Here is a 13,181-nt window from a genome sequence, read left to right as displayed (position 1 = left end):
CCGTTGCGGGAAATACCCGCCTATGTAAAGCGCACTTCCCTATCATCCTATGCCAGGAATTTCAGAAGCGCACACTTGGTTAAGTGCATTTGTGCACAAGTTCTGCGGCAATCGCCGCCAGATCGTCAAAAATCAATGTGCCAACCGGAAGGGTCTTGCCCAAAGTCTTTTCGCCTTTCCCGGTCTTTACCAAAACTGGCTGTGAATCGACGGCTTTGGCGGCTTCCAGGTCACCAAGGCTGTCGCCGACGAACCAGAGATCGGTCAGCGACACGTTGTAATGAGCGGCGATGGTTTTCAACATCCCGGGTTTCGGCTTGCGGCAATCGCAGCCTTCGTCCGGCCCGTGGGGGCAGTAGACGATCAGGCCGACTTCACCGCCCTGCTCCGCCACCAGCGCGCGCAACCGCTCGTGCATGGCATCCAGGGTGGCGAGGTCGTAATAGCCGCGAGCGATGCCCGACTGGTTGGTAGCGACCGCTACCGTCCAGCCGGCCTTGCTCAACTGCGCGATGGCTTCGATCGAGCCGGGGAGTGGAATCCACTCCTCCACCGACTTGATGTAAGCGTCGGAGTCGTAATTGATCACTCCGTCCCGATCGAGAATCAGCAGTTTCAACAGCAACTCCTCAGCCCAGCAGCGAAATGTCGGCAACGCCGAGGAACAACCCACGCAGACGCGCCAGCAATGCATAACGGTTGGCGCGAACCTTTGCGTCCTCCGCGTTGACCATCACGGCTTCGAAGAACGCATCCACCGGCTCGCGCAGTGCAGCCAGGCGTGCCAGGGATTCGCTGTATTGGCGCGAGGCGGCCATTGGCTGCACAGCCTGGTCAGCCTGCTGGATCGCCGAGTACAGGGAGAACTCGTTGGCATTGTCGAAGTACTTGGCTTCTACGACGGTAGGCACCGAGCCTTCGACCTTGCTCAGCAGGTTCGACACTCGTTTGTTAACGGCGGCCAGGGCTGCGGCTTCCGGCAGTTTGCGGAAGGCCTCTACCGCTTGCACGCGCTGGTCGAAGTCGAGGGCCGAGCCAGGCTTCAGGGCACGTACCGACAGGTAGGTGGCAACGTCGACGCCTTCGTCTTCGTAACGGGCACGCAGACGGTCGAAGATGAACTCCAGCACCGAGTCATTGAGGCCGGCAGCCTTGACCTTGGCACCGAACGCATCCACGGCGAAGGCCACGGCGTCGGTCAGGTCCAGGTCCAGTTGTTTCTCGATCAGGATGCGCAACACGCCCAGTGCGGCACGGCGCAGGGCATACGGGTCTTTGCTGCCGGTCGGCAGCATGCCGATGCCGAAGATACCCACGAGGGTATCGAGCTTGTCGGCGATGGCCACGGCCGCACCGGTCAGGGTGCTCGGCAGTTCAGCGCCAGCACCGCGCGGCATGTACTGCTCGTTCAGGGCCAGTGCGACATCTTCCGGCTCACCGTCGTTGAGGGCGTAGTAGTAACCGGCGACACCTTGCATCTCCGGGAACTCGCCGACCATCTCGGTCGCCAGGTCGCACTTCGACAGCAGGCCCGCGCGGGCTGCCCACGCAGCATTGCCGCCGATGCGCTGAGCGATGAACGCGGCCAGCCTGGATACGCGCTCGGCCTTGTCGTAGACGCTGCCGAGTTTTTCCTGGAATACAACGTTTTGCAGGCGCTGGTTGAAGTCTTCGAGTTTCTGCTTCTTGTCTTGCTTGAAGAAGAACTCGGCGTCGGTCAGGCGTGGGCGAACCACTTTCTCGTTACCGGCGATGATCTGCTGCGGGTCTTTGCTTTCGATGTTGGCCACGGTAATGAAACGTGGCAGCAACTTGCCGTCGGCGTCCAGCAGGCAGAAATACTTCTGGTTGTCCTGCATGGTGGTGATCAGTGCTTCTTGCGGCACGTCGAGGAAGCGCTCCTCGAACGAGCACACCAGCGGTACTGGCCATTCGACCAGCGCGGTCACTTCATCGAGCAGGGCTGGCGGAACGATTGCCGTGCCTTCCTGGCGGGTAGCCAGTTCTTCGGTGCGCTTGCTGATGATTTCGCGACGTTCGTTGGCGTCGGCCAGTACGTAGGCGGCACGCAGGTCGGCCAGGTAGCTGGACGGCGAACCGATGCGCACGCTTTGCGGGTGATGGAAGCGGTGACCGCGGGAATCGCGGCCGGCCTTCTGGGCGAGGATGGTGCAGTCGATGACCTGGTCACCGAGCAGCATTACCAGCCATTGGGTCGGACGAACGAACTCTTCCTTGTGCGCACCCCAACGCATGCGTTTCGGGATCGGCAGGTCGTTCAGGGAATCTTCGACGATGGTCGGCAGCAGGCTTGCTGTCGGCTTGCCGGAAATGCTCTGGCTGTAGCGCAGTTTCGGGCCGCTCTGGTCGATTTCGCTCAGCTCGACGCCGCATTTCTTGGCAAAACCCAGGGCCGCCTGGGTCGGGTTGCCTTCGGCATCGAATGCCGCCTGGCGTGGCGGGCCGTCGAGGTTGATGCTCCGATCCGGCTGCTGGGTGGCCAGTGCGGTGATCAGCACGGCCAGGCGGCGCGGGGCGGCGTAAACGGTTTTGGTTTCGTAGTTCAGGCCGGCAGCTTGCAGGCCCTTGTCGATACCGGCGAGGAACGCCTCGGCCAGGGTGTTCAGGGCTTTGGGTGGCAGTTCTTCAGTGCCCAGTTCAACCAGAAAATCCAGAGCACTCATTGTGCAGCCTCCAGCTTGGCCAGTACTTCATCACGCAGGTCCGGGGTTGCCATCGGGAAGCCCAGCTTGGCGCGAGCCAGCAGGTAGGCTTGCGCAACGGAACGCGCCAGGGTGCGTACACGCAGGATGTATTGCTGACGTGCAGTCACCGAGATTGCCCGGCGCGCATCCAGCAGGTTGAAGGTGTGGGAAGCCTTCAACACCATTTCGTAGCTCGGCAACGGCAGCGGCTGCTCGAGTTCGATCAGGCGCTTGGCTTCGCTTTCGTAGAAATCGAACAGTTCGAACAGCTTGTCGACGTTGGCGTGTTCGAAGTTGTAGGTCGACTGTTCCACTTCGTTCTGGTGGAACACGTCGCCGTAGGTCACTTTGCCGAACGGGCCGTCAGCCCAGACCAGGTCGTAGACCGAGTCCACGCCTTGCAGGTACATGGCCAGACGCTCGAGACCGTAGGTGATCTCGCCGGTCACTGGGTAGCACTCGATGCCGCCCGCTTGCTGGAAATAGGTGAACTGGGTCACTTCCATGCCGTTGAGCCAGACTTCCCAGCCCAGACCCCAGGCGCCGAGGGTCGGCGATTCCCAGTTGTCTTCGACGAAACGGATGTCGTGGACCAGCGGGTCCAGGCCGACGCGCTTGAGGGAGCCCAGGTACAGTTCCTGGAAGTTGTCCGGGTTCGGCTTCAGGACGACCTGGAACTGGTAGTAGTGCTGCAGACGGTTCGGGTTTTCGCCGTAGCGGCCGTCAGTCGGACGGCGGCTTGGCTGCACGTAGGCGGCGTTCCAGGTTTCCGGGCCAATGGCGCGCAGGAATGTTGCAGTGTGGAAAGTGCCGGCGCCTACTTCCATATCGTAGGGCTGAAGTACCACGCAACCTTGCTCGGCCCAGTATTGCTGGAGGGCGAGGATCAAGTCTTGGAAGGTACGCACGGCTGGCGTAGGCTGGCTCACGAAATTCACCTGTTTCTTGGGCTGCGATTTAAAGAGCGGGAGTATACCCGATTCATGGCTGCGCACGCCCCCTGGAGCCTTATGCCACGCTGCTTTTGGTGTTCCGAAGATCCGCTGTACATGGCTTATCACGATCAGGAGTGGGGCACGCCGCTACGCGATGCGCAGGGATTGTTCGAGTTGCTTTTGCTCGAAGGGTTCCAGGCCGGGCTTTCCTGGATCACCGTGCTGCGTAAACGCGAGCATTATCGTCAGGTGATGTTTGGTTTTGATGTCCAGCGCGTGGCGCAGATGAGCGATGCCGAAATCGACGAGTTGATGCTCGATCCGGGCATCATCCGCAACCGCCTCAAGCTCAACGCGGCCCGGCGCAATGCCCAGGCCTGGCTGGCGCTGGAGGACCCGGTGGAATTTCTCTGGTCGTTCGTCGGAGGCAAGCCTGTGATCAATCATTTCAAGGATCGCAGCGAAGTCCCGGCCGTGACATCGACTGCCGTGGAAATGAGTAAAGGCCTGAAAAAAGCCGGTTTCACGTTCGTCGGGCCGACCATTTGCTATGCGCTGATGCAGGCCTCGGGCATGGTCATGGATCACACCCGCGATTGCGACCGCTACGCGCAGCTGGCGAACGGCGGTTAGAATGGCCGCCTCGCGCACAGCACAAGATCAGGAGTGACCTGTGGATAAGTTGAAAGGCGCCTTGCTGGTAGGCGCTCTGCGGCTGTTTGCCCTGCTTCCGTGGGGGGCCGTGCAGGCCGTGGGCTCGGCGATTGGCTGGGTCATGTGGAAAACCCCGAACCGTTCCCGCGACGTGGTACGGATCAATCTGTCCAAGTGCTTTCCGGACATGGACCCCGCCGAGCGTGAACGCCTGGTGGGCCAGAGCCTGAAAGACATCGGCAAGTCCCTGACCGAAAGCGCCTGTGCCTGGATCTGGCCGGCCCAGCGCTCCATCGACCTGGTGCGCGAAGTCGAAGGCCTCGACATATTGAAGGACGCCCTGGCCTCCGGCAAAGGCGTGGTTGGCATCACCAGCCACCTGGGCAACTGGGAAGTGCTCAATCACTTCTATTGCAGCCAGTGCAAACCGATCATTTTTTACCGTCCGCCGAAATTGAAGGCGGTGGATGAATTGCTGCAAAAGCAGCGGGTGCAGTTGGGTAACAAGGTCGCTGCTTCCACCAAGGAAGGCATCCTCAGTGTCATCAAGGAAGTGCGCAAAGGTGGTGCAGTGGGCATTCCTGCTGACCCGGAACCGGCCGAATCCGCCGGGATCTTCGTGCCGTTCTTCGCCACTCAGGCGCTGACCAGCAAGTTCGTGCCGAACATGCTGGCTGGCGGCAAAGCAGTCGGCGTGTTCCTGCACGCCCTGCGCCTGCCGGACGGTTCAGGCTACAAAGTGATCCTCGAAGCCGCGCCAGAGGCCATGTACAGCACCGATACGGCGGAGTCCTGTGCGGCCATGAGTAAAGTGGTCGAGCGTTATGTCGGGGCTTACCCGAGCCAGTACATGTGGAGCATGAAGCGCTTCAAGAAGCGTCCACCGGGTGAAGAGCGTTGGTATTGACTGACTTGGCACACTCTGTGGTTAACCTGTAGGAGCGAGCTTGCTCGCGATGGACGTTAACGATGATGTGGGCTGCCAGGTTGAACGCGGCGCCCTGGCACCCATCGCGAGCTTGCTCGCTCCTACACGTTCCACAACCGTTCATCAAAGGGCGCAGAAGATGTCCGAACACCGCAAGTCGTTTCGCATCAGGATCAGTCACGAAAGCTTCGGCGATTGCCTGGGCCAGACGCGCAACCTGTCGACCACCGGTGTTTACGTCAAGCATCCGAAACTGTCGGCGCTGCCCCGGGGTGCGGTGGTCTACGGACAGGTGCAGGACTTACCCACAGGCGCGCCGCGGGTACGCATGGAAGTGGTGCTGGTCGATGCCGAGGGCATCGGTTTGCGTTATCTCTGATCAGTGCGCCTGACGCTCGAGCTTCTTCAGGAACACCGTCATTTCCTTCTCTGCCTGTTTGTCGCCATGGCCGCGAGCAGCTTCCAGGCCCTGCTCCCAGGCCTGCCGCGCGGCTGCAAAGTCCGCCAGCGCCAGATGGGCCTTGCCCAGTAGTTTCCATGCCGCCGAATACTTCGGATCGAACTCGACGCAGCGCTGAAAATGCTCCGCAGCCTTGGCGTTCTCTCCAAGATCCAGATAACCCTTGCCCAGGCCGAAGCGCAGCAAAGCGTTATCCACACCCTTGGCGAGCATTTTTTCCAGGGATTCGATCATCAGTGGATTCCTTTTTGAGGTGTGTCAGGAGGATATCCGGGATCTGGAAGTCCGCTATCGCGAGCAAGCTCGCTCCCACAGTTGATCTTCAGAAACACAAATGCCGTGTACGACCGAGAACCCTGTGGGAGCAAGCTTGCTCGCGATGAGGCCAATCTGATCACCGAAAAATCCGGATCAGAAGAAGCTCAACCCCACATGGAACAGCTTTTCCACATCGCGAATATGCTTTTTATCCACAAGGAACAAAATCACATGGTCGCCCGTTTCGATCACGGTGTCATCGTGGGCGATGATCACTTCTTCGTCGCGGATAATCGCACCGATGGTGGTGCCCGGCGGCAGGCCGATGTTCTCGATGGCCTTGCCGATCACCTTGCTCGATTTCGCATCGCCGTGGGCAATCGCCTCGATGGCTTCCGCCGCGCCCCGGCGCAGTGAGTGCACGCTGACGATGTCACCCCGGCGCACGTGGGCCAGCAAGGTGCCGATGGTCGCCAGTTGCGGGCTGATGGCGATGTCGATGTCGCCACCCTGGATCAGATCGACATAGGCCGGGTTGTTGATGATGCTCATCACCTTCTTCGCACCCAGGCGCTTGGCCAGCAGCGACGACATGATGTTGGCTTCGTCGTCGTTGGTCAGGGCGAGGAACAGATCTGCGTCGGCGATGTTCTCTTCCAGCAGCAGGTCACGGTCCGAGGCGCTGCCTTGCAACACCACGGTGCTGTCGAGGTGGTCCGAGAGATGGCGGCAGCGTGCCGGGTTCATCTCGATGACTTTTACCTGATAACGGCTTTCGATGGCCTCGGCCAAACGCTCGCCGATCTGCCCGCCACCGGCGATGACGATGCGTTTATAGGTTTCGTCGAGACGGCGCATTTCGCTCATGACCGCGCGAATGTTCGCTTTGGCAGCGATGAAAAATACTTCGTCGTCGGCCTCGATCACCGTGTCGCCTTGCGGCAGGATCGGCCGGTCACGACGGAAAATCGCCGCGACGCGGGTTTCCACGTTCGGCATGTGTTCACGCAACTGCCGCAATTGCTGACCCACCAGCGGCCCGCCGTAGTACGCCCGCACCGCCACCAGTTGCGCCTTGCCTTCGGCGAAGTCGATCACCTGCAAGGCGCCCGGATGCTGGATCAGGCGCTTGATGTAGTTGGTAACCACTTGTTCCGGGCTGATCAGCACGTCCACCGGAATCGCTTCGTTCTGGAACAATTGCTCTTCGCGGGTCAGGTACGCGGCTTCGCGAACCCGGGCGATCTTGGTCGGGGTATGGAACAGGGTGTGGGCGACCTGGCAGGCGACCATGTTGGTTTCATCGCTGTTGGTCACGGCGACCAGCATGTCGGCGTCATCGGCTCCGGCCTGGCGCAACACCGTCGGGAATGAGCCGCGACCTTGTACGGTGCGAATGTCCAGGCGGTCGCCCAGGTCACGCAGGCGTTCGCCATCGGTGTCGACCACAGTAATGTCATTGGCTTCACTGGCCAGGTGTTCCGCCAGCGAACCGCCAACCTGCCCTGCACCCAGGATGATGATTTTCATCCACTCACTCCATTGAATCCATTTAACCGCGCGCAGCGGCGATCTTGATCAGCTTGGCGTAGTAGAACCCGTCGTGGCCGCCTTCCTGGGCCAGCAACTGGCGACCATGGGGCTGCTTGATACCGGCCGCCGTGGCAAGGTCCAGTTCACGGGCACCCGGCGTGCGGGCAAGGAAGGCTTCGATGACTTCGGTGTTCTCGGTCGGCAGCGTGGAACAGGTGGCGTACAACAGAATGCCGCCGACCTCCAACGTGCTCCACATGGCGTCGAGCAACTCGCCTTGCAGCAGCGCCAGTGCGGCGATGTCGTCGGGTTGGCGGGTCAGCTTGATGTCCGGGTGACGACGAATCACGCCGGTGGCCGAACAGGGTGCGTCCAGCAGGATGCGCTGGAACGGCTTGCCGTCCCACCACGCCTGAGTGTCGCGACCGTCGGCGGCAATCAGTTCGGCGCTCAGTTTCAGGCGTTCGAGGTTTTCCCGAACCCGCACCAGGCGCTTGGCTTCCAGGTCTACCGCCACGACGCCGGCCAGTTCTGGCTCGGCCTCGAGAATATGGCAGGTCTTGCCGCCCGGTGCGCAGCAGGCGTCCAGCACCCGCTGGCCCGGTGCCAGATCCAGCAGATCAGCGGCCAGTTGCGCGGCTTCGTCCTGCACGCTGATCCAGCCTTCGGCGAAACCCGGCAGGCTGCGCACATCGGTGGCCGCTTCGAGCACGATGCCGTCGCGGCTGTGGACACACGGCGTGGCGGCGATACCGGCATCTGTCAGCAAACCGAGGTAGGCATCCCGGGTGTGATGGCGACGGTTGACCCGCAGAATCATCGGCGGATGCGCGTTGTTGGCGGCGCAAATGGCTTCCCACTGCTCTGGCCAGAATGCCTTCAGGGATTTTTGCAGCCAACGCGGGTGGGCAGTGCGCACCACCGGATCGCGTTCCAGTTCGGCGAAAATCGTTTCGCTTTCGCGCTGAGCGTTACGCAGAACAGCGTTGAGCAAGGCCTTGGCCCATGGTTTTTTCAACTTGTCGGCGCAACCGACCGTCTCGCCAATCGCGGCATGGGCCGGGACGCGGGTGTAGAGCAGTTGATAGAGACCGACCAGCAACAGCGCCTCGACATCGGCGTCGGTGGCCTTGAACGGCTTCTGCAACAGTTTGGCCGCCAGCGCCGACAAGCGTGGCTGCCAGCGTGCGGTGCCGAACGCCAGGTCCTGGGTGAAGCCGCGATCACGGTCCTCGACCTTGTCCAGTTGCGTGGGCAGCGAACTGTTGAGCGATGCTTTTCCGTTCAGGACGGCTGCGAGTGCCTTGGCGGCGGCCAGACGCGGATTCATTGAGCGTCCGCCGCTTGACCGAGGACAGTGCCGATGGCGAATTTCTCACGGCGGCTGTTGAACAGGTCGCTGAAGTTCAAGGCTTTGCCGCCGGGCAATTGCAGGCGGGTCAGACACAAGGCTTGTTCGCCGCAGGCGACGGTCAGACCGTCCTTGCTGGCGCCGAGGATTTCACCCGGGGTGCCTTTGCCTTCGGCGAGGTTCGCGGCCAGCACTTTCAGGGCTTCGCCATTCAAGGTGCTGTGGGTGATTGGCCACGGGTTGAAGGCGCGGACCAGGCGTTCCAGCTCAACTGCCGGGCGAGTCCAGTCGATGCGTGCTTCGTCCTTGTTCAATTTGTGTGCGTAGGTGGCCAGGCTGTCGTCCTGGACTTCGCCTTCCAGGGTTCCGGCGGCGAGGCCGGCAATTGCCTGGACCACGGCCGGCGGGCCCATTTCGGCGAGCCGATCATGCAGGCTGCCGCCCGTATCTTCGGCACTGATCGGGGTGGTGACCTTGAGCAGCATCGGCCCGGTGTCGAGGCCGGCTTCCATGCGCATCACGGTCACGCCGCTTTCGGCGTCGCCCGCTTCCACGGCGCGCTGGATCGGCGCTGCACCACGCCAGCGTGGCAGCAGCGAGGCGTGGCTGTTGATGCAACCCAGGCGCGGAATATCCAGCACCACTTGCGGCAGGATCAGGCCGTAAGCGACCACCACCATCAAGTCCGGTTTCAGCGCAGCCAGTTCCTCTTGCGCGTCTGCGTTGCGCAGGGTCGGCGGCTGCAACACCGGGATGTTGTTTTCCAGCGCCAGCTGCTTGACCGGGCTCGGCATCAGTTTTTGCCCGCGACCGGCCGGCCGATCCGGTTGGGTGTAGACCGCGACGATCTCGTAAGGGCTGCTCAGCAGGGCCTTGAGGTGTTCGGCGGCGAATTCCGGGGTGCCGGCAAAGACAATGCGCAGTGGCTCAGTCATGGGTGACGTCTCTTGAAAAGAAAAAGGCTTGCCGCAGCAAGCCTTTGAAGATGGGCATCAGGCGTTCTGGCGATGAAGCTTTTCCAGTTTCTTCTTGATGCGGTCGCGTTTGAGCGTGGACAGGTAATCGACGAACAATTTGCCATTGAGGTGGTCGCATTCGTGCTGGATGCACACGGCGAGCAATTCTTCAGCGATCAGTTCGTAAGGCTGGCCGTCGCGGTCCAGCGCCTTGACCTTGACCCGTTGCGGGCGATCGACGTTTTCGTAGAAACCCGGCACCGACAGGCAGCCTTCCTGATACTGGCCCATCTCGTCGGTCAGCGGTTCGAGCTCGGGGTTGATGAACACTCGAGGCTCGGTGCGGTCTTCGGAGAGGTCCATCACGACGATACGTTTGTGCACGTTGACCTGGGTCGCGGCGAGGCCGATGCCAGGCGCTTCATACATTGTTTCAAACATGTCGTCGACCAACTGACGCACTTCGTCGTCCACTACGGCCACTGGCTTGGCGATAGTGCGCAGACGCGGATCAGGGAATTCGAGGATGTTTAAAATGGCCATAAGCTTGATTAGTGCACGTGTGAAGTAAGGTCGGGTCGATGGCCTGGCGGGTCCGAAGAAATGCAGGCTACCGTTGTAAAACGTAGCTCCCTTCTTTTGACAAGCAAGTTTTGACAAGCAAGCCGGGAGCGAGCCACCGAGGGCTCTGGCGTTTCACGCGAACGCATATAATAAAGGGATTCACCGCATGAGGAAATCACTACTCGCCCTGCTGCTCCTGGCTTCGGCCGGTCTGGTACACGGGCAAGTGCAACCCAGGGAAGATATTCCCACCATAAAGCTGTCGCCTCAGGTGCGCAGCAGCCCCGTGACCGAGGCTATCCCCGGCATTGCGCTGAAATCGATCAACAGTTTTCTGCTGAGCAACCGCATCGTCGACAAGGCCGAGGATTTCGAAACGGCGCCCTACATTGTCGCCGGCGATGCCGAGCGCGTGCTCAGCGGCACCGGTGACCGGATCTTTGCCCGAGGCCATTTCGACCCGGCGCAACCGGAGTACGGCATCTTCCGCCAGGGCAAGGTCTACACCGATCCGCAGAGCAAGGAGTTCCTGGGGATCAACGCCGACGACATCGGTGGCGGCGAGGTCGTGGCCACTGAAGGCGACGTCGCCACCCTGGTGTTGCAGCGCACGACCCAGGAAGTCCGCCTCGGCGACCGCCTGTTCAGCGGCGAAGAACGCTCGATCAATTCGACGTTCATGCCCAGCGCGCCGGGTACCGAGATCAACGGCCTGATCATCGATGTGCCGCGTGGGGTGACGCAGATCGGCGCACTGGACGTGGTCACGCTGAACAAGGGGCAGCGCGATGGATTGGTCGAAGGCAATGTTCTGGCGGTGATGAAAACCGGCGAAACCGTGCGGGACCGGATCACCGGCCAGCCGTTGAAGATTCCCGATGAGCGCGCGGGTCTGCTGATGGTTTTCCGTACTTACGACAAACTCAGTTATGGGCTGGTGCTCAACGCCTCGCGCTCGCTGTCGGTGATGGACAAGGTGCGAAATCCCTAAGTTTGCCTCACAAGTTACCAACAGAGTTATCCACAGCTTATTCCCGTTTGTACGGGTGCTCATAACGATCAAGGATGATCCATGTCGATGCCTACTGTTACACCGGTTTCCCCCGCGGAACTGGAAGCTCGATTACGTCTGCACCGTTTACCGGAACTCGGTGCTGCGCGCTTCAAGAAGTTGCTCGAAGCCTTCGGCTCGGCATCCAAAGCGCTCAGTGCGCCCGCCAGTGCCTGGCGCGCGCTGGGTTTGCCACTGGCCTGTTCCGAGGTCAGACGAAGCACTGACATTCGCGACGGCGCCAGCCATGCATTGGCCTGGTTAGAGCGTCCGGCCCAGCATTTACTGATGTGGGACCAACCGGACTATCCGGCACTGCTGGCACAAATCAGCGATGCACCACCGCTGTTATTTGTCGCGGGCAACCCGGGCATTCTGGAAAAACCACAACTGGCGATGGTTGGCAGCCGTCGCGCGTCCCGGCCGGGTATGGACACCGCTGCCGCGTTTTCCCGCAGCCTGGCCGGTGCCGGTTTTGTCATCACCAGCGGCCTGGCCCTGGGCATTGACGCCGCCGCGCACCAGGCCGCGCTGGACGTCGGCGGGCAAACGGTCGGTGTGCTCGGTACGGGGCTCGAGAAGTTTTATCCACAGCGAAATCGATGCCTGGCGGACGCCATGATTGCTTCGGGCAGCGCAGTGCTTTCCGAGTTTCCGCTGGATGCGGGCCCCAGCGCCGGCAACTTCCCTCGGCGCAACCGGATCATCAGTGGTTTGTCACTCGGGGTGCTGGTGGTCGAAGCGAGTGTTGCCAGTGGTTCACTGATCACCGCGAGGCTGGCGGCGGAACAGGGACGCGAGGTGTTTGCGATGCCCGGGTCGATCCATCATCCCGGCGCCCGCGGCTGCCATCAGTTGATCCGTGACGGTGCGGTGCTGGTGGAAACCATCGAACATATCCTCGAAGCCTTGCGCGGCTGGCAACGACTGCCGTTATCCACAGAAACCTGCACCGCAGTATCGGCTCACCCACTACTGAAGCTGCTGCATGCCGCGCCTCACACCAGTGAAGCGCTGGCCGACGCAAGCGGCTGGGCCCTGCCGAAAGTGCTGGTGGCGTTGACGGAACTGGAAATGGACGGTCGCGCCGTTTGCGAAAGCGGGCGCTGGTTTGCACGGGTGAGCTAGGTTTTATAAACAAGATCGGTAAACTGCGCAGAGCCTTATTCTGGAGTGTTTTTCATGGTCAACAGTTGGCGTGTGCAACAAGCCGCGCAAGCAATTCGCGCCGGGGCGGTGATTGCCTACCCAACCGAAGCAGTCTGGGGCCTGGGTTGCGACCCGTGGGACGAGGAAGCGGTGGAGCGTCTGCTGCTGATCAAGGGCCGGTCTGTGGATAAGGGGCTGATTCTGGTTGCCGACAACATCCGTCAGTTCGATTTCCTCTTCGAAGACTTCCCCGAATTGTGGATGGACCGCATGGCCAGCACCTGGCCGGGGCCGAACACCTGGTTGGTGCCGCACCAGAACCTGCTGCCGGAGTGGATTACCGGCGTGCATGAAACCGTGGCGCTGCGGGTCAGCGATCACCCGCTGGTGCGGGATTTGTGCGCGCTGGTCGGGCCGCTGGTGTCGACGTCGGCCAACCCGCAGGGGCGCCCGGCGGCACGTACACGGATTCGCGTCGAGCAGTATTTCCGTGGCCAGGTGGATCTGGTGCTGGGCGGAAATCTGGGCGGACGCAAGAACCCGAGCTTGATTCGCGATCTGGCGACCGGCAAGGTTGTGCGCCCCGATTGAGACCGAGTTGACCCCAATCGCGGGCAGGCCCGCGATGAGGTCCGAG

Annotated in this window: 14 protein-coding genes; 6 read left to right on the top strand and 8 right to left on the bottom strand. The window is 61.3% G+C overall.

Annotation, left to right across the window (positions count from 1 at the left end; genetic code table 11):
- Nucleotides 1–79: 79 nt before the first annotated feature.
- Genes gmhB through glyQ form a run of 3 tightly spaced genes read right to left on the bottom strand, consistent with a single transcriptional unit; the run spans nucleotide 80 to nucleotide 3,634 of the window.
- Entirely contained in the window at nucleotides 80–625 is a 546-nt protein-coding gene (gene gmhB, locus CAF65_RS09705) for a D-glycero-beta-D-manno-heptose 1,7-bisphosphate 7-phosphatase (RefSeq protein ID WP_178076685.1), read from the bottom strand.
- A 4-nt stretch (nucleotides 626–629) separates the two neighbouring features.
- A complete protein-coding gene (gene glyS, locus CAF65_RS09700; RefSeq protein WP_085716100.1) occupies nucleotides 630–2,684 on the bottom strand; it encodes a glycine--tRNA ligase subunit beta in 2,055 nt (684 codons plus the stop codon).
- A complete protein-coding gene (gene glyQ / locus CAF65_RS09695) occupies nucleotides 2,681–3,634 on the bottom strand; it encodes a glycine--tRNA ligase subunit alpha (protein WP_085716551.1) in 954 nt (317 codons plus the stop codon). Before glyQ ends, glyS begins: the two co-directional genes overlap by 4 nt.
- An 81-nt stretch (nucleotides 3,635–3,715) precedes the next feature.
- On the opposite strand from glyQ, the gene tag reads away from it, so the two are divergent.
- The 3 genes from tag (at nucleotide 3,716) to CAF65_RS09680 (ending at nucleotide 5,601) form a co-directional block, all read left to right on the top strand.
- Nucleotides 3,716–4,273, top strand: coding sequence for a DNA-3-methyladenine glycosylase I (gene tag / locus CAF65_RS09690; RefSeq protein ID WP_085716099.1), 558 nt, complete (start codon nucleotides 3,716–3,718; stop codon nucleotides 4,271–4,273).
- Nucleotides 4,274–4,313: 40 nt separating this feature from the next.
- Entirely contained in the window at nucleotides 4,314–5,201 is an 888-nt protein-coding gene (locus CAF65_RS09685) for a lysophospholipid acyltransferase (protein ID WP_085716098.1), read from the top strand.
- A 160-nt stretch (nucleotides 5,202–5,361) separates the two neighbouring features.
- A complete protein-coding gene (locus CAF65_RS09680; protein ID WP_085716550.1) occupies nucleotides 5,362–5,601 on the top strand; it encodes a pilus assembly protein PilZ in 240 nt (79 codons plus the stop codon).
- Here CAF65_RS09680 and CAF65_RS09675 read toward each other — a convergent pair whose 3' ends face one another.
- From CAF65_RS09675 to def, 5 genes are all read right to left on the bottom strand, one after another.
- The gene (locus CAF65_RS09675) at nucleotides 5,602–5,919 is read right to left on the bottom strand and encodes a tetratricopeptide repeat protein (protein ID WP_178076684.1); all 318 of its coding nucleotides are present in this window, start codon (nucleotides 5,917–5,919) and stop codon (nucleotides 5,602–5,604) included.
- A 174-nt stretch (nucleotides 5,920–6,093) separates the two neighbouring features.
- Nucleotides 6,094–7,470 carry a Trk system potassium transporter TrkA gene (gene trkA / locus CAF65_RS09670; RefSeq protein ID WP_085716097.1) on the bottom strand — a complete coding sequence of 459 codons (1,377 nt, stop codon included), beginning with the start codon at nucleotides 7,468–7,470 and terminating at the stop codon, nucleotides 6,094–6,096.
- 22 nt (nucleotides 7,471–7,492) lie between these two features.
- Nucleotides 7,493–8,803 carry a 16S rRNA (cytosine(967)-C(5))-methyltransferase RsmB gene (gene rsmB / locus CAF65_RS09665; RefSeq protein ID WP_085716096.1) on the bottom strand — a complete coding sequence of 437 codons (1,311 nt, stop codon included), beginning with the start codon at nucleotides 8,801–8,803 and terminating at the stop codon, nucleotides 7,493–7,495.
- Nucleotides 8,800–9,759 carry a methionyl-tRNA formyltransferase gene (gene fmt, locus CAF65_RS09660; RefSeq protein WP_085716095.1) on the bottom strand — a complete coding sequence of 320 codons (960 nt, stop codon included), beginning with the start codon at nucleotides 9,757–9,759 and terminating at the stop codon, nucleotides 8,800–8,802. Before fmt ends, rsmB begins: the two co-directional genes overlap by 4 nt.
- A gap of 57 nt (nucleotides 9,760–9,816) precedes the next feature.
- Complete coding sequence (gene def / locus CAF65_RS09655; RefSeq protein WP_085716094.1) at nucleotides 9,817–10,323, bottom strand: peptide deformylase; 507 nt, start codon at nucleotides 10,321–10,323, stop codon at nucleotides 9,817–9,819.
- 187 nt (nucleotides 10,324–10,510) lie between these two features.
- Here def and CAF65_RS09650 point away from each other — a divergent pair, with 187 nt between their 5' ends.
- From CAF65_RS09650 to CAF65_RS09640, 3 genes are all read left to right on the top strand, one after another.
- Nucleotides 10,511–11,335 (top strand): peptidoglycan-binding protein, encoded by an 825-nt coding sequence (locus CAF65_RS09650; protein WP_085716093.1) that lies wholly within the window; start codon nucleotides 10,511–10,513, stop codon nucleotides 11,333–11,335.
- Between the two features lie 81 nt (nucleotides 11,336–11,416).
- Nucleotides 11,417–12,523 carry a DNA-processing protein DprA gene (gene dprA / locus CAF65_RS09645; protein ID WP_085716092.1) on the top strand — a complete coding sequence of 369 codons (1,107 nt, stop codon included), beginning with the start codon at nucleotides 11,417–11,419 and terminating at the stop codon, nucleotides 12,521–12,523.
- Nucleotides 12,524–12,577: 54 nt separating this feature from the next.
- Nucleotides 12,578–13,135 (top strand): L-threonylcarbamoyladenylate synthase, encoded by a 558-nt coding sequence (locus CAF65_RS09640; protein ID WP_085716091.1) that lies wholly within the window; start codon nucleotides 12,578–12,580, stop codon nucleotides 13,133–13,135.
- The last annotated feature ends 46 nt before the right edge of the window (nucleotides 13,136–13,181 follow it).

Source organism: Pseudomonas sp. B28(2017) (genome assembly GCF_002113025.1).
Taxonomy (GTDB): domain Bacteria; phylum Pseudomonadota; class Gammaproteobacteria; order Pseudomonadales; family Pseudomonadaceae; genus Aquipseudomonas.
The sequence above is the reverse complement of the archived record's forward strand: the minus strand, read 5'-3'. Positions and strand labels throughout refer to the sequence as shown.